Raw genomic sequence first — 20980 nt, 5'->3', positions numbered from 1 at the left:
TGCGCCGGCGCTTACTTCAGCGCTTGCGTCATGCGAACTTCTTCGGCTGCCAAAGCCGGCTCCATGCGCTTCTCGACCTCACGCAGCCAGTCCAGATAGACCTGCTCGTTCTTGTTCACACCCATGCCGGTCTTGATCTCGAAGATCTTGCTGTCCTGGCAGTTGTTTTCCTTGGGGAACACCGCCAGGCCCTTGACCTTCTTGCTGATGTTGGGCCACAGCATGCGGTTCAGCGGCGCCACATCGGAGCGGCCGGCCAGCACTTCTTCGATGGGCGCGACAGAGCCGGAATTGGTCACACCGCGCAGCTTGGCATTCGGGAACTGGGCGCGCACCATGGGCTCTTCGCCAGCACCCGAGAAATAGGCCATGGTGATCTCGGGCTTGTTGAACTCTTCCAGCGTCTTCACGTTGGTGAACTTGGGGTTGTCGGCGCGGCCGAACATGCAGACGCCGGTGCTGGAGAAGGTGACGAAGTCGATGATCTTGGAGCGCTCGGCGTTCTGGTTCAGCGGGCCGATCATGATGTCCATCTGGTTGGCGATCAGCGCCGGCACCTTGGTTTCATGGCTCACCGGCACGGGCTCGATCTTCACGCCCAGCAGCTTGGCGAACTCCTTGCCCAGCAGCCACGATGGGCCGGCCCAGGGCTCGCCCTCGCCAGTGGTGTTCTGCGCCAGCCAGGGCGGGTTGTTGACCACGCCGACGCGCAGCACGCCAGCCTTGCGGATCGCGTCGATGCGCGGGCTGGCACCGGGGGCCGGTGGGGTCTGGGCCAGGGCGGCGCTGGAAGCGGCAGCCAATAGCGCGGCAGCGGCGATGATTTTGGCCGCGCCAAGGCGGACAGTGTGTTTCTGCATGTTGTGTCTCCGATAGATGTGTGGATGCGGGAAACCATCGCGGTCCCGCGCCGCGGCTTACTGGGTGCGTGGCCGCACCCAGCTCACTTGATGTTGTCGATGACGCGTTTTTCGTCCGCCGTCAGCGTGGCCTGCAGCGTCTTTTCTACCTGGCGCAGCCAGTCCAGATACACCTGCTGGTTCTTGTCTACCGCCAGGCCCACGGGCGAGGCTTTTTCCTGGCTGCCCTGGCAGTTGTTGTCCTTGGGGTAGACCACCAGGCCCTTGACCTTCTGGTTCAGATTCACCCAGGGCACGCGGTTGATCGGCGCCGCGTCGGCCCGCTTGGCCATGATCTCCTCTACCGGCGCGGTGGCGCCCGAGCTGGCCACGGCGCGCAGCTTGGCCTTGGGGAAGCGCTCCTTGACCCAGTTTTCTTCGGCGCCGCCGGTGAAATAGGCGATGGTGATGTCGGGGCTGTTCAGGTCGTCCACCGAGTTCACCTTGGCCAGCTTTTCGTTGCCCGCGCGTCCGAACATGCAGACGCTGGTGCTGGAATAGACAACGAAGTCCACCACCTTCAGGCGTTCCGGGGTTTCGCCCAGCGGACTGATCGTCATGTCGACCTGGTTGGCCGCCAGCACCGGCACCTTGGTTTCATGCGACACGGCCACGGGTTGCAGCTTGACCTTCAGCAAGCGCGCGTATTCGGTGGCCAGCAGCCAGGCCGGGCCGCTCCAGGCCGCGCCATTGCCGGTGGTGTTCTCTACCAGCCAGGGCGAGTTTTGCAGCACGCCGACACGCAGCTCACCGGCCTTCTGGATCGCATCGATGCGCGGGCTGGCGCCCGGGGCCGGCGGGGCCTGGGCCAGCAGCGCAGAGCTGCCGGCGGCCAGCAACAGGCCGGCCAGCCAGTGGCGGGCGGACGTGGAATGCAAGGGCTTGAATCTCATGTTGTCTCCTGTTGTTCTGTGCGCGAGAGGCCTAGCGCCAGGCCTGGGCAAATTCACCGATGACGCGCTCCAGATGGGCGCGCATCGCCGCCCGGGCGGCAATCGGGTCGCGCGCCAGCAAGGCCTTGAAGATGCGCTGGTGGTCCGCATGCGAGGCCAGGCGCAGATCGGGGGTGTGGAAGTGGTGTTCGATCTTGGTCCAGACCGGGCCGCGGGCCTGGGCCCACATGGCGGTCACCATCTGCAGCAGCACGCTGTTGCCGGTGGACTCGGCGATGCGCAGGTGGAACAACTGGTCCGCCGCTTCGTTGGCCTCTTTGTCGTCCATGTTGTCGTGCATATCGGTCAGGGCCGAGAAGATCCGGTCCAGGTCGCTGTCCTTGCGGGTCTCAGCCGCTACCGAGGCGATTTCCGACTCGATCAGGCAGCGTGCGCGCAGCAGCTCGAAGGGGCCGGGGCCGGTCTCGGGCATGTAGACCGGGGCGGCGCTGGTGCTGCTGGTCTGGGTCACATAAATGCCCGAGCCGCCGCGCACTTCGACCACGCCTTGCAACTCCAGCGCAATCATGGCTTCGCGCACCGAGGTGCGGCTGACGTCAAAGCGCTCGGCCAGCGCGCGCTCCGAAGGCAGGCGCTCGCCCAGCTTGAATTCGCCCTGCGCAATCAGCAGCAGCATTTGCGCTGCCAGCCGCTGGTAGGAGCGGTCCGAGCCGAGTTTCTCGGTCTTGTCGGTCTTTGGGGAGACCGAGCCATCGTCGCTGGGTTGGATCAATTGCAGTGCCATGGTGTTCTTCAAAGTGGTTGGACCAAATATTAATTGGTAAACCAAAATTTGGTTTAATGGTTTACCACTATGGGCTAATTGGTTGGTCCAGTTGTCCAATGACATCCTTTTTCGCTCTGTCCCTACCAGCCCATGCGCGCACTTTCCCAAGCCTCTCTTGCTACCTTGACCGCCTCCCCCCCATCGCTGCAGCTGCCGCAGTACCAGCGCAGCCCCTTGCCGATAGGCGTGGTGCACCTGGGCCTGGGGGCCTTCCACCGTGCCCACCAGGCCGTCGTGTTCGATGCCTTGCTGGGCCAGGGCGACCCGCGCTGGGGCGTGCTGGGCGTGGCCATGCGCAGCACCGAGCTCGCCGATGCGCTGGCCGCACAGGACGGCCTGTACGCGCTGCAGATCGCCAGTGCTGAGGGGCGGCGCTGGCAGGTGGTGGGTGCGCTAAGCCAGACCTGCGTGGCCGCGCGCGAACCGCAGCAGGTAGTAGCGGCCATCGCCGCGCCCAGCACCCGCTGGATCACGCTGACCGTCACCGAAAAAGCCTATGGACCCGAACTCGCCGCCTTGCTGCTCCAAGGCCTGGCGGCACGGCAGGCGGCGGGCCTGGGCGGGCTGACCATCGCCTCTTGCGACAACCTCACCGGCAACGGCCACAAGCTGCGCCAGCTATGCCTGGACGCGGCAGAGACAACCGACCCCGCGTTGGCGCAATGGATAGACCGCCAGTGCCGCTTCCCGAACAGCATGGTCGACCGCATCGTGCCGGCCGCCACCGCGCAGCACCGCGCTGACGCCGCCCAGATGCTGGGCATGGAAGACGCCTGCGCGCTGGGCACCGAGGGCTTCTGGGAATGGGTGATCGAAGACAACTTTGTCGACCCACAAGACGCCGCCTTGCTGGCCTCTGCCGGCGTGCAGGTGGTGCAGGAGGTGCTGCCTTTCGAAGAAGCCAAGCTGCGCATGCTGAACGGCAGCCACACGGCCATCGCGCTGATGGGCGCGGTGATGGGCCTGCCCACCGTCTCCGACTGCGTGGCCCAGCCGGACATCCACTGGTTCGTCCACCACCTAATGACCGACGTGGTGATGCCGCAGCTGCAGCGCCCGGGCCTGCCGGCCTACCGCGACGCGCTGTTGGCGCGCTTTGCCAACCCCGACCTGCGCCACAAGGTGCACCAGATCGCCTCCGACAGCTCGCTGAAGATTCCGCTGCGCTGGCTGCCGACCATCCAGGCCCGTCTCGCCGCCGGCGCGCCGGTCGAGCCCCTGGCCTTTGCCAGCGCGGTATGGCTGCGCTACCTGCGGGCCGAGGACGATGCCGGGCAGCCGTATGCGATTTCGGACCCGCTGGGCGCCACGCTGCAGGCGCTGGCGCAGCAGCACCGCGGCGACGCTGCAGCCACGGTCCAAGCCGTGTTGGCCCTGCCCTCCGTCTGGGGTGACGACCTGCCCCACAAGCCGCAATGGACCGCCCGCGTGACGAACTGGCTGCAGCGCATCCAGACCGGCAGCGTGGCCGCCGCACTGGCCGAGCTGCGCAGCAGCCTCGCATCCTGAATTTCCACCAACCCGAGTCTCACCCATGCTGAACAACACACCCCCTATCCAAGACCAGGTCGCCCTCGTAACCGGCGCCAACGCCGGCATGGGCCTGGCCACCGTCCGCGCGCTGCTGGAGGCCGGCTACCGCGTGGCCGCCACCGACCTGCACACCGAGCAAGTAGCCAGCACTCTGGCCGCGCACGGCGACCGCCTGGCCTGCTTCGTCATGGACGTCAGCGACTACGCCCAGGTACAGACCGCCTGCGACCAGATCGAGGCGCACTTTGGCCGCATCGATGTGTGCGTCAACAACGCCGGCTTCCTGCAGTACGCCAACTGCGAGCAAACCACGCCCGAGCTCTGGCACAAGACCCTGCGCATCAACCTGGACGGCGTGTTCTTCGTCAGCCAGCGCGTGGTACCGGGCATGAAGGCGCGCGGCTTTGGCCGCATCGTCAACATGTCGTCGTACGGCGCCAAGACCGGCGGCCTGTCGCCACTACCGGCTTACGCGGCCAGCAAAGGCGGCATCATTTCGCTGACCTTCAGCTTCGCCCGCGAGTACGCGCCGTTCGGCGTCACCTGCAACGCGCTGGCCCCGACCTTCGTGAAGACGCAGATGCTGACCGAGCAGGTCAGCGCCGAGCGCCAGGCCGAGCTGCGGCAGAAGATCCCGGTCGGCCGCTTCTGCGAGCTGGAAGAGCTGGCGCACAGCGTGCTGTTCCTGGCCCATCCGCTCAGCGGCTTCATCACCGGCGAGGTGCTGGACCTGAACGGCGGCCTGCAGTTCGATTGAGGAATCTGCACAAAATATGCCGACAGCGCAGATTCCACCTGCGTAAGAAGCTCCTATTTACATAGCATTGCAAGGCAGACACCTTCGGTTACATCCGGTGTAGACACCGTCCGACATCGGCTCTAGCATCCCTGGATGGATGGTTTCCACATTCCACAGGAGGCTTTATGCAAGTGCAACCTTATCTTTTCTTCAACGGCCGCTGCGAAGAAGCTTTGGCTTTTTACACCGCGGCGCTGGGGGCCGAAGTCACAATGCTGATGCGCTACTCGGAAGCCCCTGGTGGCTGCCCAGAAGGCATGCTGCCACCGGGCTTCGAGAACAAAATCATGCATGCCAGCATGCGCGTAGGCGAAGCGGTGGTGATGGCCTCGGACGGCAACAGCACCGAGCCGGCAAGCTTCAAAGGCTTCTCGCTGTCGCTGGACGCCAAAGATGGCGCGCATGCCGAAAAGCTGTTCAACGCGCTGAGCCAGGGCGGCCAGGTGCAAATGCCCCTGGGCAAGACCTTTTACGCCTCCAGCTTTGGCATGGTGGCCGACAAGTTCGGCGTGTCCTGGATGGTCATTGTGATGCCTTAACAACAACTTCGACAGGAGACTCGGTATGGTCTACACCGGCAGCTGCCACTGCGGCAAGATCCGCTTCACCGTGGACGGTGAAATCAAAGGCGCCATGGAATGCAATTGCTCGATCTGCGTGCGCAAGGGTTCGCTGATGTGGTTCGTGCCGCGCGAGCAGCTGCAGCTGCAGACCCCCGAGGAAAACCTGAGCACCTACCTGTTCAACAAGCATGTGATCCAGCACCACTTCTGCGCCAGCTGCGGCATCCATCCGTTTGGTGAAGGCACCGACCCCAAAGGTAATCGCATGGCCGCCATCAACATCCGCTGCCTGGAGGGGCTGGACCTGGATGCCATCCCGGTGCAGCACTACGACGGCCGGTCGGCCTGAGTCGGCTTACTGGCGCTACACACACGCCGTGCTAATGTTGAGAGGCAGCGTGCCGGGATTGCTGGTGAGTTGTAACCGGAGCGCACGGCGTCTGCTTCGCAGCGGTTGCGGTTGCTCAACTTGCAGACCACGAGGGGCGGCTTTCGGCGGCGGCTTCAACCAGTCACTGAAACGCGCTCACGCGCTTAACATGGCATCGGCTGAAATTTCATGTCACCTCGTGTGTTCGGGTGCCAGAAATGGCGTGGGGATAGTGGTTGCTATCCTGACCCAGCGAAGCCGTTCGCACCCGCAGTAACCGCAAACTGAGTCGGGAGGACAATGCCGCACTTATGCCCACCACGTCGAAATTGCCCCTCATTTACCGCATGGTCGCTACAGTGGCCCCTTTGCCAAAACGAGGCATCGAAGAGGCGCACAAATCCATCGTAAATCGTCTGCGCAGATACAGCGCTACGTCCATCGTTGACATAGCGCTGTATATGATGTGGAACCCACCCAAACCTGCAATCGAAGAGCTGCGCAGCGCGCCATGGCTGACGCTGCTGCTCGTGAAATGGGCGCTGCAGGACAAGGAAGTCAATCTCCGCATAGGCCCCCCGATTACTCAGTTAGAGCTCGACCGCTTGCGCCAGCAGTTGTGGGACCTGCCAGGCTTAGTGGATGGCGCCAATAACCGGTCAAATGTATGGCTCATGGTGAGATCAATTCTCCACGTCCAAATCGAGTTCCAACGGCGGGAAACCTGGAGCTTCCTTAGGTGGCCTGCGCTTTACGCACGACTGAACCCCGGTAGCACTAGTAGGAAGCAGTTTAGGGAAGTGATAGGCATGGAGCCGAATGTATTCATCGACCTAGCTTACGGTCTCTATGCGGCGGTCCTTGACGGGAAGATGCCCCTCGGCCCCGATTGGCTTTCGCCGTGGAGACCTACCTATGGGGCAGCCGTCGACCGCATGTATGAGCTATTCGTGCGTGACCTACCTGGGCTGCGAGCCGAGTTGCGGGGAGATGCAGCCCAGCGAATCCGCGGAAAACAGGAACTCTATGAGTTTCCATACTTACGTCGATTCCCTTTTCTACGGTTACGCGATGGCACGCTGCATTGCTGGCACCCGTTGGTGTTTGCACGCGGCCTAGAGGATGCGGTGCACCTCCGCATGTCGTCGCTCGGGAAGGATTACGTCGATTCATTCAGCCGTGTGTTCGAGCAGTACGTGACGGAACTCGCCACCGGATGCGGAATGGCTGCCCTTACCGAAGCCGACTATAAGAAAACGGTTGGGGGTGAAGCTCACTCTGTAGAAGTCATCCTTGAAGGTGAGGCCTGCAACATTTTCGTTGAAGCCAAGATGAGCTTGTTCGCAGACGACGTGCTACTGCAGGACAACGAGAAGGCAATTTATCAAAAAACAAAACGGGTTCGCGACGGCATTAAGCAGGGCTGGCGCGTCGGTAGTCAGGTTCGGGATGAGGCAAGCGGATTTGGTTCACGGTTCAGTGCGGAACAGGATTTTCTGCTGGTAGTAACGAGCCGAAACCTAGTCATCGGCGGGGGCGATGCGCTCCAGCGGCTCTATACGCCAAGCGAGTTTGACTACCCGGACGAACAGGCGAAGCAGCGGCTTCCTCTTTCGAACGTCTTCATCCTTTCCATCGACGACTTCGAGAACACGATGGGTTGCGTCGCCGCAGGTGAAGTCAACTTATCCATGCTTTTAAAGGAATCTGCGGCCGCGAATCAGGACGGACAGTCGGCCCGGATGTTCTTTTCAGACTTTCTAGGGAAGTACACCAAGCGCTGGTCGCGGCCCTCAGTGCTGCGAGAAGCGCAAGAGGCCGCTGAGGCGCGGATAGCCGTTGCATTTGGGGGCGATGCAACCTCCTTCGACTCCGTAGAGCAAAAGGGCTGAACTAACGATAGTTGCGAAGTTCGCTGGACGAGCCGCGACTTGCGAGAAGGCCGAGTGACCGGTCCGGGGCGCTAGCTGCCTGACGTCAAGTCCGCCGCGAATGGCAGCAATCAACCCAGAGCAGCCCCTCCCCCTTGCGTAGCAAAACTAAAGCAAAGCGCTAACAACTGGAAAGAACGGAGCTCCCCAGGACAAACACATGGCCGCAGTGAATATCCGCAGCCGGAGGGGCTAGGCCTGGCCGCCCCCTACTGCCGCGCAGTGCGGATATTGCCCGGCAGCGTGCCCGGGTGGCTGGTGCGGTAGGGGTTGATGTCAAGACCGCCGCGCCGCGTGTAGCGTGCGTAGACGCTAAGCTTGATCGGCTTGCAGCGGGTCCACAGCTCCATGAAGATGCGTTCCACGCACTGCTCGTGGAACTCGTTGTGGTTGCGGAAGCTCACCAGGTATTTCAACAACCCGGCCTGGTCGATCTGCGGGCCGCTGTAGCTGATCTGCACGCTGCCCCAGTCGGGCTGGCCGGTGACCAGGCAATTGCTTTTCAGCAGATTGCTGGTCAGCACCTCGGACACCGGGGCCTCGTCCAGCGCGGCGCTGAGCAGCTCGGGTGCGGGGCTGTAATTGTCAAAGTCCATGTCCAGCCGGTCCAGGCTCAGGCCGTCCAGCTCGTGCACGGGCTCCTGGTCGAACAGCTCGGGCAGCAGAATGCGCACGCCCACCGTTGAGGGCGTATCGCTGCCGCGCCAGGCGGCTTCACTGATATCGGTGCGGATGCGCGCCTGCACCATGGCGGCATCGGCAAAGCGGGTGTTGTTGAAGCTGTTCAGGTAAAGCTTGAAGGACTTGCTCTCGATGATGTTGGGCGTCTCGCAAGGCACGGTGATGTGCGCCAGCGCCACCTGTGGCTTGCCGCGCAGGTTCAGCCAGCTGAGCTCGAAGGCAGTCCACAGGTCGGCACCAAAGAAAGGCGCGGCTTTGTCGGCCAGCCCGATCTCGGCGCGCTTGACGGCACGCGGAATCGGGAACAGCAACGACGCGTCGTACTGGTCGATATAGGCCGAGGACTTGCCCAGTTGGGATTGTTCTGGAGTGTTCATGATTGCTATACCTTTAGTAGCAGCCTGCGCAGAAGATATCTGCGCCAACTGCTTATTTTTCTTGTGATTCGTGACACCACGGCATAGGCGCGCCCTGCATTCCTCCAAGGAACCCGTGGAACCGGCTCTGGCGGGCCGTCGGGTTCACCCCCTGCAAGGCCTGTCCTGAGCTTGCCGAAGGAGGGGTTGGCGGAAACGCGCAGCGTGGAGCCTGGGGGTGTCTAATTAAACTCTCGTTCCCGCAGCCACTTGGTGGCGATCCACTTTTCGCCCGCCAGCACGGGTGCGCCGCCGTGCAGGGTCTTGGTGGCCGGGTGCGGGCGGTCGTAGCTGAAGAACACGGCGTTGCCGCGCTGCGGTGCCACCTCCAGCTGCACATCGGGGAAGATGGTGGCACCGCCCTGTTCGGGCTCGCGCAGGTAGATGATCAAGGTGCCTACGCGCTGGCCGCCGCGCTTGACGATGGTGGGCGTACCCGGCTCCTGCGGGTCGAAGTAGTCGTAATGCGGCTTGTACTGCGCGCCGGGCTGGTAGTGCAGCACCTGCAGGCCTTCACCGTTTTCCAGGGGCCACTGCAGCAGGCGGGCAATGCGCTCTTCAATGCACTGGACCAGCGGGCTTTCACCCCGGCTGAAGAACATGCCGTCGCTCGTGCGGTCCACGTGCACTTCTTCGCCGCCGGTCCGGGTGGCCACTGTCAGCGAGCGGCTCAGGCGCGGCCGGGCGGCCTCGACCAAGGCGTCGCACTCCTCGTCGCTGAGCAGGTTGCCAAACACCACCACGCGCGGGTTCTGCATCACGGACAGCACGCGGACCTGGCGGTCGCCCACATCCAGTTGCAAGGGGGCCTGCGACAGGTCAGGCCCAGGAACGGCCACCGCCGGCGGCAAGCTCTGTTTACGCGCCTGCAAATGGGCGGTAAGCGTGCTCTCCATCGCCTCCACGGCCACCTCTTCGCTCCAGCCCGAATCCCGCATGGCCTTCAGCACCACATCGGGCGTGAAACCGGCCTCGGCCTGGGCAATGATCCATTGCCGCAGTGCCGGGGTGATGGTCTGCTGCGCGGCGTTGGCGTGGGACTTAGGCATGGGGGGCTCCTTGGCGACGGAAAACCAGGCGGTCGGGCTCGGACACCTGGGGCACATAAGCATAGCCTTCCAGGTTAAAGCCCTGCAACTGCTGCGGCAGGCTGAGGTGGTGCAGGGTGGCGTAGCGCGCCATCAGCCCGCGGGCGCGCTTGGCCATGAAGCTGATGATCTTGTACTGGCCGTTCTTGTGCTCTTCAAATACGCATTCCACCACCCGCGCCTTCAAGGTCTTGCGGTCCACCGCCTTGAAATACTCTTGCGAGGCCAGATTCACCACCACCGGCGTGGCATCGGCCTGCAGGCGCTGGTTCAGGTAGTCGGATATCTGCGCGCCCCAGAACTTGTACAGAGTGGCGCCCTGCGGATTGGGCAGGCGGGTGCCCATCTCCAGCCGGTAGGGCTGCATCCAGTCCAGCGGGCGCAGCACGCCGTACAGGCCGCTGAGTATGCAGACATGGTCTTGGGCCCAGGCCAGAGCCTCGGGTGCCAGCGTAGCCGCGTCCAGCCCACCGTACACATCGCCGTTGAAGGCCAGTACGGCCTGCTTGGAGTTCTTGGCAGTGAATTGGGGGCTCCAGGCCTGGTAGCGGGCCACGTTCAGCCCGGCCAACGCATCGCTGAGGTGCATCAGCTCGGAAATCTGCTGGGGCGAGTAGGCCCGCAGCAGCGCAATCAGCTCGGTGGACTGTTGGGTGAACAGGGGTTGGGTATGCGGCTTTCCCGTGGCGGGCGTTTCAAAATCAAGGGCCTTTGCGGGCGACAACAAAAACAACATGGGCAAACATCCTTTGGCCGGGATTATCGGGTGCTGCCACCCACAACCCGGTTGCCGCTCCGAATAGGCCTTGAACAGGTTCTTGGAACCGCGCTACGCGACCGTCGCCAAGGTCTTTTTACTGCGCTTGTTTTCGTACATCAGCGCATCCGCACGCGACAGCAGAGCCTCCACCGACTCGCGCACCTCCGGGGACACCCGCACAATGCCGTGGCTGCACGCAATCGCATATCCGCTGTGGGAGAACTGGTTACGCCGGTCCAAGGCGGCCAGCAAGCGCTCCACAATGGTCTGCGCCAGAGCATGCGGGCAATCGAACAGCAGGACCACGAACTCATCGCCGCCCAGGCGGGCCAGGATGTCGGCATTGCGAAAACTGCGCCGCATCTGGTCAGCAAAGGCCTGCAGAGCCTTGTCGCCCTCGGCATGGCCAAAGTTGTCATTGATGGCCTTGAACTTGTCCAGGTCAAAAAACACCAGGCAACATGCAATGGACTTGCGCGTAGCCAGTGCCAGCGCGTGCTCGGCCAGCGCCAGAAAACCGCGCCGGTTCTGCAGCCGCGTCAGCTCGTCCACCGTGGCCATCTGGTAGGTGGATATCTCCTGCTCCACGATGGCGGCCAGGTCGCCCATCAGCTGCAGATCTTCGGGGCTGAGCTTGCGCGGCTGCGTATCCAGCAGGCAGAGCGTCCCCAGCTTGCTGCCGTTGACCGCCTTCAAGGGCCAGCCAGCGTAGAAGCGCACGTGCGGCGGGTTCACCACCAGCGGATTGTCAAAAAAACGCTCGTCCTGCAGCGCATCGGGCACCAGCAGGACCGGCCGATCGCTCAGGATGGCATGGCCGCAGAAGGAGATATCGCGCGGGGTCTCGGTAAGCGCCATACCCTGGGCCGATTTGAACCACTGGCGGTTCTCATCCACCAGGCTGACCAGTGCCATGGGCACGCCAAACATGCGTTTGGCCATGCGGGTCAGCCGGTCAAAGCGTTCCTCGGGCGGGGTGTCCAGCAGGTTGAGCGAGCGCAGCGTGCCGAGGCGGAAAGGCTCGTCGGGCGCAAGGCCAGGCTTGATCATGGACTCTCCTTGAAAAAGAAGGTGAGCCCATTCTAGAGACAGAGTTCGGTGTCAGGCCAGCCCTATTTGCATGGCGAAGAGCTACACCACCGTAGGCGCCGAAGCCCCGTCCACAGTGATGTTGGCACCCGTCAGGTAGCGGCCGCGCTCGGAGGCGGCGAACAGCACGATGTTGGCGATCTCCTCCGGCTCGGCCAGCCGGCCCTGGGCCAGCTTCTGGATGGCACGCTCGCGCGCTTCCTCGGGGCTGATACCCGCGTGCTTGGCCTCGGCCAGCATGCCTTCGGCCACGCGCTCGGTATTCGTCAAGCCCGGGTTCAAGCCCACCACACGCACACCCCGGCCCGCATAGGCATGGGCCAGACCCGCGGTGGCCAGCATCAGCGCCGCATTCGCCGCCCCGCCGGCTAGGTGCACGGCCGAGGCCAGTTTGCCGCCGTTGCCGATGATGTTGACGATGGCACCCTGCCCGCGCGCCGCCATCAGCTTGACCACCGGGTCGATCACATGGATGTAGCTGAAGTACTTGGCATCCATGGCGGCGCGCCAGGCGGCCGGCGTCAGGTCGTCAGCATGGGTGCGGCGCGCGGCGCCGGCGCTGTTGACCAGAATGTCGATGGGGCCGAACTGCGCCTCGACCTGCGCCACCATGGCCGCGGCGGCGGCCGCATCCGTCAGGTCGGCGGCCACGGTGTAGACATCGCCGAGTGCGGCACGGGCCGCATCCAGGTTCGCCGGCGAGCGCGAGACCAGTGCCACGCGCGCGCCCTCGGCCAGAAACAACTGGGCGCAGGCCAGGCCTATGCCCTTGCTGCCGCCGGTGATCAATACGTTTTTACCGCCCAAACCGAGGTCCATGGATGTACTCCGTTGAAAAGTGGCTGCCAGCCTAACCCAGCGCCTAAGCCCCCGCAGGCCCCGGGTATTTATATGAAAAACAGGGCTCTGGCGCAGATAACACCTGCGCCAGCAGCTACCAAAACCGTAGCAAATCCATATCTCTGTACCCGCCCGGTAAAATCGCGCCCTCCCTGAAAGAACCTGTTAGACCATGACCGACACCGCTTCCACCGCTCCCGCCCAGCCCGGCTTGCAATCCCTGTCCAAATCCTTCGAACCTGCCGCGCTGGAAGCGCACTGGGGCCCGGAATGGGAACGGCGCGGTTATGGCGTGGCCGGGCACCGGGGCACGGGCCAGGCGCAGGCCGGCGCGGAGTCGTTCGCCATCCAGCTGCCGCCACCGAATGTGACTGGCACGCTGCACATGGGCCACGCCTTCAACCAGACCATCATGGACAGCCTGACCCGCTACCACCGCATGGCGGGCCATAACACCGCCTGGATTCCGGGCACCGACCACGCGGGCATTGCCACCCAGATCGTGGTCGAGCGCCAGTTGCAGGAACAAAAAATCAGCCGCCACGACCTGGGCCGCGAAGCCTTCACCGCCAAGGTGTGGGAGTGGAAAGAGAAGTCCGGCAACATCATCACCGGCCAGATGCGCCGCATGGGCGACAGCGTGGACTGGAGTCGCGAGTACTTCACCATGGACCCGAAGCTGTCCAAGACGGTGACCGAAACCTTTGTGCAGCTGTACCAGCAAGGCCTGATCTACCGCGGCAAACGCCTGGTGAACTGGGACCCGATTTTGCAAAGCGCGGTGTCCGACCTGGAAGTTGAAAGCGAAGAGGAAGACGGCTTCCTGTGGCACATCCAGTACCCGCTGGTGGATCCGGATGGAAGCCTTGCGGCTTCGGGCTCCGGTTCGCTGACCGTGGCCACCACCCGCCCGGAAACCATGCTCGGCGACGTGGCCGTGATGGTGCACCCCGAGGACGAACGCTACACGCACCTGATCGGCAAAATGGTCAAGCTGCCGCTGTGCAACCGCGAGATCCCGGTGATTGCCGACGACTATGTGGACAAGGCCTTCGGCACCGGCGTGGTGAAGGTCACGCCCGCCCACGACCAGAACGATTACCAGGTCGGCCAGCGCCACAAGCTGCCGATGATCTGCGTGTTGACCCTGGACGCCAAGATCAACGAAAACGCCCCCGCCGCCTACCAGGGCCTGGACCGCTTCGTGGCGCGCAAGAAGGTGGTTGCCGACCTGACCGAGCTCGGCCTGCTGGTCGAGACCAAAAAGCACAAGCTGCAGGTGCCACGCTGCGCCCGTACCGGCCAGGTCATCGAGCCCATGCTGACCGACCAGTGGTTCGTTGCCATGACCAAGGTCAGCGACCAGGACTCGACCGGCAAGAGCATCGCGCAAAAAGCCATCGAGGCTGTGAGCAGCGGCCAGGTGCAGTTCGTGCCCGAGAACTGGGTCAACACCTACAACCAATGGATGAACAACATCCAGGACTGGTGCATCAGCCGCCAACTGTGGTGGGGCCACCAGATCCCAGCCTGGTACGACGAAGACGGCAAGGTCTATGTGGCGCGCAACGAAGCCGAGGCCCAAGCCCAGGCGCCGGGCAAAACGCTCAAGCGCGATGAAGACGTGCTCGACACCTGGTACTCGTCGGCGCTGGTGCCGTTCAGCACCATGGGCTGGCCAGAGAAGACGCAGGACTACGACCTGTACCTGCCCTCCTCCGTGCTGGTCACGGGCTACGACATCATCTTCTTCTGGGTCGCCCGGATGATCATGATGACCACGCACTTCACCGGCCAGGTGCCGTTCAAGCATGTCTACATCCACGGCCTGGTGCGCGACGCGCAGGGCAAGAAGATGAGCAAGTCCGAAGGCAATGTGCTGGACCCGGTGGATTTGATCGACGGCATCGCCCTGGCACCCTTGCTGGACAAGCGCACCACCGGCCTGCGCAAGCCCGAGACCGCGCCTGCGGTGCGCAAGAACACCGAGAAGGAATTCCCCGAGGGCATTCCGGCCTTTGGCGCCGATGCGCTGCGCTTCACCTTTGCCTCCCTGGCCAGCCTGGGCCGTAGCATCAACTTCGACAGCAAGCGCTGCGAGGGCTACCGCAACTTCTGCAACAAGCTGTGGAACGCCACCCGCTTCGTGCTGATGCAGTGCGAAGGCCAGGATTGCGGTGTACGCGACCACACCCCCGAGGAATGCGGCCCCGGCGGCTACCTGGACTTCAGCCAGGCCGACCGCTGGATCAGCTCCAAGCTGCAGCAAGCCGAGGCGGTAGTCGCCAAGGGCTTTGCCGACTACCGCCTGGACAACGTGGCCAACGCCATCTACGACTTCACCTGGAACGAGTTCTGCGACTGGTACCTGGAAATCGCCAAGGTGCAGATCAACATCGGCAGCGACGCCCAAAAACGCGCCACCCGCCGCACCCTGATCCGCACGCTGGAAGCCATCCTGCGCCTGGCCCACCCGATCACCCCGTTCATCACCGAAGAGCTGTGGCAAAAGGTCGCGCCAGTGGCCGGCATTCCCGGTGACTCGGTGAGCATCGCGCCCTATCCGCAATGCCAGCCGGCCAAGATTGACCCGGCCGCCATCGCCCATGTGACCAAGCTCAAGGGCCTGGTCGACGCTTGCCGCAATCTGCGCGGCGAGATGAATGTGTCACCCGCCACCCGCATGCCGTTGTACTGCGTGGGCGATGCCGCCTTCATGCAAGAGGTGGCGCCGGTGCTGCAGTCGCTGGCCAAGCTCAGCGAAGTCAAGCTGTTCGATGACGAAGCCGCCTGGCAAGCTGCCGCGCAGGCCGCCCCCACCGTGGTGGCCGGCGATGCCCGCCTGTGCTTGCACATGGAGATCGACGTGGCCGCCGAGAAAGCCCGCCTGGGCAAGGAAGCCGCGCGCCTGGAAGGCGAAATCGCCAAGGCCACCAACAAGCTGAGTAACGAAGCCTTTGTGGCCAAGGCGCCGCCGGCCGTGATCGCGCTGGAGCGCGGCCGCATCAGCGACTTCGGCGCCACCCTGGAGCGCCTGAAAGAGCAGTTGGCACGCCTGGGTTAAGCCCGCAAGCTCCACTCAAGCCCCAGGCCGCACACGCGGCACTGGGGCTTTTTTTCAACACAACTGTCACATATCCGCCATAGCATCGGCCGCTACTTAACCTAGGAGTAGTGCATGTCCTCGATTTCCTTTCCCCTGCGTACCACCTCGGCCCTGCTGGTCGCGGTAGGCCTGAGTGCCTGCAGCAGCATGCCTGGCCAAACCATGGGCGCCGTGTCTACCCTCAACGGCCAACAACCACTGGTGATTGCGCACCGCGGCGCATCCGGCTACCTGCCCGAAGAAACCCGCGAAGCCTATATCCGCGCCATCGAACTGGGCGCCGACGTGATCGAGATGGACATCATCGTCACCAAAGACCGCCAACTGATCGCCCGCCACGACCCGAACCTGGCCATCAGCACCGATGTCGCCAAACACCCCGAATTCGCCTCGCGCAAGAAGACCATCCAGGTCGATGGCGAAACCCAGACCGGCTGGTTCAGCGACGACTTCACGCTGGCCGAAATCAAGACCCTAGGCGCAATCTCCACCGATGCAGAGCGGCCACAGCAATTTAATGGCCAGTTCAAGGTCATCACCTTCCAAGAAGTGATTGACCTGGCCAAGGCCCAGTCGCAGGCCACCGGCCGCACGATTGCCATCTACCCGGAAACCAAGAACCCCAGCTACTTCGCGTCGCTCGGCCTGCCGATGGAAGACATGTTTGTCGAACACATCGTCAAGGCCGGCTGGAACAGCAAATCGGCGCCCATCTTCGTCCAGTCGTTTGAGCCCGGCAGCCTGAAGTACATGAAGAGCAAAGGCCTGCAAACCAAGATGGTCCAGCTGGTCGACGGCGACAACATCGACCTGGCGACCGGCAAGGTCACCTTCAAGCTGCCTAGCGACCGCCCTTATGACTGGACGCTGATGGGTGACAAACGCAACTTCGACGCCATGGTCACGCCCACAGGTCTGGCCGAGATCAAAACCTATGCCGACGGCATCGGCCCGTGGAAGCGCTACATCATCAGCATCAAAGGCACCATCGGCGCCGATGGCAAGCCTGTGGACGTGAATGGTGATGGCAAGATCAACGACGCCGACGCCACCTCCATGGCGCCCACCAGCCTGGTGACAGATGCCCACAAGGCCGGCCTGTTCGTGCACCCCTTCACATTCCGCAACGAGTCACGCCGCCTGGCCATCGACTATGCGAAAGATGGCGCAAACGAATACACCGCTATCTACAAGACCGGTGTGGACGGCGTGTTCACCGACTTCACCGACACGGCGCTGGCAGCACGCAAGGCGCTGCTGAAGTAAAACAGGAATCGCCGCGCCGCTGCCCCTATTACGGGGCACGGCGCGTGCCAAGCATTAGCGCCGGCGTAGCACGTGGATGAAGTCAGCCCCTTCCGTGGTCTGCTCCATCAGTTCGTTTCCAGTCTGTTTGGAGAAAGCCTGGAAGTCGCGCACCGAACCCGCATCGGTAGACACCACCTTGAGCAACTGGCCGCTTTGCATATCGGTCAGCGCTTTCTTGGCCTTGAGGATGGGCAGCGGGCAGTTCAGGCCGCGCGTGTCGATTTCTTTGTCTGTCTGCATGGGGCGGTGGTCCTTGGGTGGTGCGTGATTTTAGTGCGGAAGATGCCCGCGCACGGCATCAGCCCAGCTCGCGAAACTGCGGCTCGTAGCCCCGGCGCTTCAGGAACTCGGCCAGCCCGTAGCCGGTACCCGCAGGCCAGCACTTCACGTCTTCAAAGTTGTACAGCCGGTAGTCGACCAACTCGGGCGACAAACGCACTTCGCCATGCGCGACCGCGTGGTAGACGATCAGCAGCTGGTTCATGCGTTGAAAGTCATATACGCCGATCAGCTCCAGCGCAGAGGCCGTGAGGTTGGTTTCTTCCAGAATTTCGCGGGCAATGCCCTCTTCGGGCGTTTCACCGGCCTCCATGAAGCCGGTGATCAACGCGTAGATATCAGAGGTCCAGGCGGCGTTGCGTGCCAGCAGGATCTGCCCGCCGTATTCGACGATGGCAGCCAACACCGGTGTGGGGTTGTTCCAGTGCGTGAAGTCGCAGGCCGGACAACGCAGGCGCTGCTTCGGCCCGCCGTCTTCTTCCTGGCTGATCCAGGCCAGCGCAGTGGCACACTGCGGGCAGAATTTGAACTCAGCGGCCATGGCTTCGGGCATCCTTCAAAGCTACAGAAAACATAGCATCTAGCGCAGGTGAAATCAGCGCCAGCGGCCTATTTCTTATAAATTCAGCATGTCTGAATCAAGCCGGAAACACGCCGGTTGAAAGGTAGCGATCACCACGGTCGCAGACAACGAAAACAATGGTCGCATTCTCTTCGCGCTGTGCAATCTGCTGCGCCACCCAGCAAGCGCCTGCAGCCGAGATACCGGCAAAAATGCCTTCCTCGCGCGCCAGGCGGCGGCACATTTCTTCGGCATCGTCCTGGCCCACATAGACCAGCTCGTCCACATGGCTGGGGTCGTAAATCTTGGGCAGGTATTCCTGCGGCCATTTGCGGATGCCGGGAATGCGCGAGCCCTCGCTGGGCTGGGCGCCGATGATCTTGACGGCCGGATTCTTCTCTTTCAAAAAGCGCGACACGCCGGTGATGGTGCCGGTCGTGCCCATGGCGCTGACGAAGTGCGTGATCTTGCCCTGGGTATCGGCCCAAATTTCAGGACCGGTGTTTTCATAATGGGCGCGGGGGTTGTCTGCATTAGCAAACTGGTCCAGCACCTTACCCTTGCCTTCGCGCTGCATCTGGTCGGCCAGGTCCCGGGCGTACTCCATGCCGCCGCTCTTGGGCGTCAGGATCAGCTCGGCACCAAAAGCCTTCATGGTCTGGGCCCGCTCGATGGACAAGTCCTCCGGCATGATCAACACCATGCGGTAGCCCTTGACCGCCGCCGCCATCGCCAATGCGATACCGGTGTTGCCCGAGGTGGCCTCGATCAGGCTATCGCCCGGCTTGATTTCGCCGCGCTCCTGCGCCCGCTGGATCATGGACAAGGCCGGCCGGTCCTTCACCGAGCCTGCGGGGTTGTTGCCCTCCAGCTTGCCCAAAACCACGTTGCCACGCGCCGAATTGTCCGCAGCACCAATGCGCTGCAAAGCCACAAGCGGAGTTTTTCCGATGACGTCTTCAATTGTTTGGTATTTCATGCCCCACACTGTGCCATAATATTGGTCTTGCTTCTGCACATGCCCGGGTGGTGAAATTGGTAGACGCAGGGGACTCAAAATCCCCCGCCGCAAGGCGTGCCGGTTCGATTCCGGCCCCGGGCACCATAGCTTTATAGCTATTAAATGTGTAGCATGTTCCGCGACACGTTCCGCAAAGCAAGAATGTTAAGACCGTCTACATGGCGGTTTTTTCTTTTGTGGATCACCTTTTTCGCACATGGATGCAGTCCTATGGCCTGGGCAAAGGACTGCATGTTTGAACAGTGCTTTGCGAAAGCATCTTCCTGCGAAAAAATGGCATGCGGCTGCGTCAAGACGAATGGCCGCAGCCAGTGCGCGCGCACCTGATCTTTGGCGACATGGACGCCAAGAGCAACACCACCTTCGCTGCGCTACGCTGTATGAGCGCTACGGAAGCACAGCGTGTCGTACGATTGCCGTGATTGCAGATCCCGTCATCCTTCGATCCGTGGGTGATGGCTGGCTGCTGACCAGGACCGAGATCGGTCTGCAGGAAGGCCGCCCCCCATGAGCATGGCCAGCTGTGGCTATGCAGGCCCACGCACCCTGATGCACCGCCGCTCCCCGCCCTGAATGTCAAAGCCAATCTTGAAAAGACTCTGCCGTCTACAGGCATACAGCCGTAACCACAACACACTAGTGCAGGGCTGCACCTGGGTAGCCGCGGGGGCGAGCCCGGTGCGACAGAATACGGCCAATATCAGCCAGTGACTTTTTGAGAAAGCGGACGCTCAACTCTGAAGGTGACCAGCGCGCACGTTGCGGTCCGCCACCCGCGCGAGTCCGTGTCGACCAATAAGTTAGACCGCTCGTCTACAGCATCAAGTCGCCTGCAGTTGAATGAGCGTTTCCCCTGCGGTCACGGTCGCGTGCTTCTCGATCAGCTTTGCTGTTATGAAAGACGCGACCGCTTCCAGACTCTTGACCGCGCGGCTGAAATATTCCGCATCTACTTGAACATCGTCTCCGGATTTATACGTAGCTCCTGATACCTGCTCCAAGTAGATGTGATTAACGATACCGTTGCTGTGCACAAGCAAGTTGCGAGTGCACCTGAGCTCCACAAGCTCGTTCACAGAGACGCCGGAGTCGTCAAGTATGACTCCAAAACGATCACGGTAGTACTCAGCCTGGTCCTTAATTGATTTGTAACTTAGCTCGTTAAGCTCGCGGCTTGCGATGAATTCAACCATAGCCTCGAACGTTCCGAACTCAAGAAGTCGATCGTAGGAGATCTGCTTCTTCGAAGACTTCAGGATCGTCGGTCGTGTCTTTACGACATTGGCGAATATGTCAACCAGGAACGCGTCGAACAACGCCACGAGGTAAACGAACGACATTCGAAACGTCAGGTTGGGGTATGCCGCCTGGTGCCCCGCCGCATGATTCATCGCCTCCACAATGAGAGCCAAATCCGTGCCGCTTAGCTCGATCTCGAATGTCTTCTCCCCCGGTTTTGGCGGGCGGGGATCTGGCTTCCCATACTGCGCCGCCTCCAGCCTTGCAAAAAGCGCCCCGTGTTCCTTTCGGAGCTGCTTTATGGAGTTGTCCATATGATGAAGGTAGCCGTTCAGCAACGTAACAGACTGGGCGTAGCTACGGTGAATCGCGCTCAGCGAATCAGAAAGTTCCATGTGCACTTCAATTCTTCCTGGCGGTCTAACGTGATGTAGGCCGCAAAATCTGCGGGATAAGCTGGGTGATGCGGGGTATTCTGGTCACGGCTTCCTCCTGAGAGTGGCTTACAGCCTGCGTTTTAACGATCTTTCTGTGCAAACATCCAGGTATAAAAATTCCGCGAGACCCGGCAGGCTTGCAATCCGGAACTATAGCTTGCAAAGATATGAAATCGGGGCGCTCGCAGGGCAAGGTTGTGACCGCGGGAACGCTGGGTAGCGCATCGCAGACCGCTTTGGAGAGCGATGCCCACCGTCGGCTTTGGGCCGAGGCTGTGTGAAAACAGCTAAACAATCCTCTCGCGATTCGGCCCAGACATCGTAAACCCGTTTTCTTTCT

Annotated in this window: 20 protein-coding genes and 1 tRNA gene; 9 read left to right on the top strand and 12 right to left on the bottom strand. The window is 62.2% G+C overall.

Features of this window, described 5'->3' with window-relative positions; all coding sequences use genetic code 11:
* Positions 1-11 precede the first annotated feature (11 nt).
* The 3 genes from AC07R0_RS23475 to AC07R0_RS23465 form a co-directional block, all read right to left on the bottom strand.
* Positions 12-860, bottom strand: coding sequence for a transporter substrate-binding domain-containing protein (locus AC07R0_RS23475; RefSeq protein WP_495106681.1), 849 nt, complete (start codon positions 858-860; stop codon positions 12-14).
* An 83-nt stretch (positions 861-943) separates the two neighbouring features.
* A complete protein-coding gene (locus tag AC07R0_RS23470) occupies positions 944-1792 on the bottom strand; it encodes a substrate-binding periplasmic protein (RefSeq protein ID WP_495106680.1) in 849 nt (282 codons plus the stop codon).
* Positions 1793-1823: 31 nt separating this feature from the next.
* The gene (locus AC07R0_RS23465; protein WP_495106679.1) at positions 1824-2576 is read right to left on the bottom strand and encodes a FadR/GntR family transcriptional regulator; all 753 of its coding nucleotides are present in this window, start codon (positions 2574-2576) and stop codon (positions 1824-1826) included.
* Between the two features lie 165 nt (positions 2577-2741).
* Here AC07R0_RS23465 and AC07R0_RS23460 point away from each other — a divergent pair, with 165 nt between their 5' ends.
* The 5 genes from AC07R0_RS23460 to gapS1 all read left to right on the top strand — a co-directional run bounded on the left by AC07R0_RS23460 (position 2742) and on the right by gapS1 (position 7775).
* Positions 2742-4127 (top strand): mannitol dehydrogenase family protein, encoded by a 1386-nt coding sequence (locus AC07R0_RS23460; protein WP_495106678.1) that lies wholly within the window; start codon positions 2742-2744, stop codon positions 4125-4127.
* A gap of 25 nt (positions 4128-4152) precedes the next feature.
* Positions 4153-4908: an SDR family NAD(P)-dependent oxidoreductase gene (locus AC07R0_RS23455; RefSeq protein ID WP_495106677.1), complete on the top strand. Its 756-nt coding sequence runs from the start codon at positions 4153-4155 to the stop codon at positions 4906-4908.
* A 167-nt stretch (positions 4909-5075) separates the two neighbouring features.
* Positions 5076-5489 carry a VOC family protein gene (locus AC07R0_RS23450; RefSeq protein ID WP_495106676.1) on the top strand — a complete coding sequence of 138 codons (414 nt, stop codon included), beginning with the start codon at positions 5076-5078 and terminating at the stop codon, positions 5487-5489.
* A gap of 25 nt (positions 5490-5514) precedes the next feature.
* On the top strand, positions 5515-5862 hold the full coding sequence (locus tag AC07R0_RS23445; protein WP_495106675.1) for a GFA family protein: 348 nt from the start codon (positions 5515-5517) through the stop codon (positions 5860-5862).
* Positions 5863-6194: 332 nt separating this feature from the next.
* On the top strand, positions 6195-7775 hold the full coding sequence (gene gapS1, locus AC07R0_RS23440) for a GapS1 family protein (protein WP_495106674.1): 1581 nt from the start codon (positions 6195-6197) through the stop codon (positions 7773-7775).
* Positions 7776-8023: 248 nt separating this feature from the next.
* On the opposite strand, the gene queF is transcribed toward gapS1, so the two are convergent.
* The 5 genes from queF to AC07R0_RS23415 all read right to left on the bottom strand — a co-directional run bounded on the left by queF (position 8024) and on the right by AC07R0_RS23415 (position 12667).
* A complete protein-coding gene (gene queF / locus AC07R0_RS23435) occupies positions 8024-8872 on the bottom strand; it encodes an NADPH-dependent 7-cyano-7-deazaguanine reductase QueF (RefSeq protein ID WP_495098878.1) in 849 nt (282 codons plus the stop codon).
* Positions 8873-9093: 221 nt separating this feature from the next.
* Positions 9094-9960 (bottom strand): 2OG-Fe(II) oxygenase, encoded by an 867-nt coding sequence (locus tag AC07R0_RS23430; RefSeq protein WP_495098877.1) that lies wholly within the window; start codon positions 9958-9960, stop codon positions 9094-9096.
* Entirely contained in the window at positions 9953-10735 is a 783-nt protein-coding gene (gene yaaA / locus AC07R0_RS23425) for a peroxide stress protein YaaA (RefSeq protein WP_495106673.1), read from the bottom strand. The genes AC07R0_RS23430 and yaaA overlap by 8 nt, the downstream gene beginning before the upstream one ends.
* A 93-nt stretch (positions 10736-10828) precedes the next feature.
* Entirely contained in the window at positions 10829-11809 is a 981-nt protein-coding gene (locus AC07R0_RS23420) for a sensor domain-containing diguanylate cyclase (RefSeq protein ID WP_495106672.1), read from the bottom strand.
* 81 nt (positions 11810-11890) lie between these two features.
* Positions 11891-12667, bottom strand: a complete 777-nt coding sequence (locus AC07R0_RS23415) for an SDR family NAD(P)-dependent oxidoreductase (protein ID WP_495106671.1) — start codon at positions 12665-12667, stop codon at positions 11891-11893.
* Positions 12668-12860: 193 nt separating this feature from the next.
* Between AC07R0_RS23415 and AC07R0_RS23410 the strand changes: the two genes are divergently transcribed.
* Positions 12861-15752 carry a valine--tRNA ligase gene (locus AC07R0_RS23410; protein WP_495106670.1) on the top strand — a complete coding sequence of 964 codons (2892 nt, stop codon included), beginning with the start codon at positions 12861-12863 and terminating at the stop codon, positions 15750-15752.
* A gap of 114 nt (positions 15753-15866) precedes the next feature.
* Positions 15867-17060, top strand: coding sequence for a glycerophosphodiester phosphodiesterase (locus AC07R0_RS23405; RefSeq protein ID WP_495106669.1), 1194 nt, complete (start codon positions 15867-15869; stop codon positions 17058-17060).
* Between the two features lie 54 nt (positions 17061-17114).
* Here the strand turns inward: AC07R0_RS23405 and AC07R0_RS23400 are convergent, their stop codons facing one another.
* The 3 genes from AC07R0_RS23400 to cysM all read right to left on the bottom strand — a co-directional run bounded on the left by AC07R0_RS23400 (position 17115) and on the right by cysM (position 18922).
* Positions 17115-17342 (bottom strand): sulfurtransferase TusA family protein, encoded by a 228-nt coding sequence (locus AC07R0_RS23400; RefSeq protein ID WP_490593390.1) that lies wholly within the window; start codon positions 17340-17342, stop codon positions 17115-17117.
* A 58-nt stretch (positions 17343-17400) separates the two neighbouring features.
* Positions 17401-17922, bottom strand: a complete 522-nt coding sequence (locus AC07R0_RS23395) for an NUDIX domain-containing protein (protein ID WP_495106735.1) — start codon at positions 17920-17922, stop codon at positions 17401-17403.
* Positions 17923-18019: 97 nt separating this feature from the next.
* Positions 18020-18922, bottom strand: a complete 903-nt coding sequence (cysM, locus tag AC07R0_RS23390) for a cysteine synthase CysM (protein WP_495106668.1) — start codon at positions 18920-18922, stop codon at positions 18020-18022.
* Between the two features lie 41 nt (positions 18923-18963).
* Between cysM and AC07R0_RS23385 the strand changes: the two genes are divergently transcribed.
* Together AC07R0_RS23385 and AC07R0_RS23380 are read left to right on the top strand one after the other, a co-directional pair.
* Positions 18964-19048, top strand: a tRNA-Leu gene (locus tag AC07R0_RS23385).
* A gap of 194 nt (positions 19049-19242) precedes the next feature.
* Complete coding sequence (locus AC07R0_RS23380) at positions 19243-19386, top strand: hypothetical protein (protein ID WP_495106667.1); 144 nt, start codon at positions 19243-19245, stop codon at positions 19384-19386.
* Positions 19387-19785: 399 nt separating this feature from the next.
* Here the strand turns inward: AC07R0_RS23380 and AC07R0_RS23375 are convergent, their stop codons facing one another.
* Positions 19786-20598, bottom strand: coding sequence for a hypothetical protein (locus AC07R0_RS23375; protein ID WP_495106666.1), 813 nt, complete (start codon positions 20596-20598; stop codon positions 19786-19788).
* Positions 20599-20980: the final 382 nt, after the last annotated feature.

It is taken from the genome of Rhodoferax sp. GW821-FHT07F03 (assembly GCF_059418745.1).
Note: the sequence above shows the minus strand (reverse complement) of the source record. Positions and strands in the feature narration are given on the sequence as shown.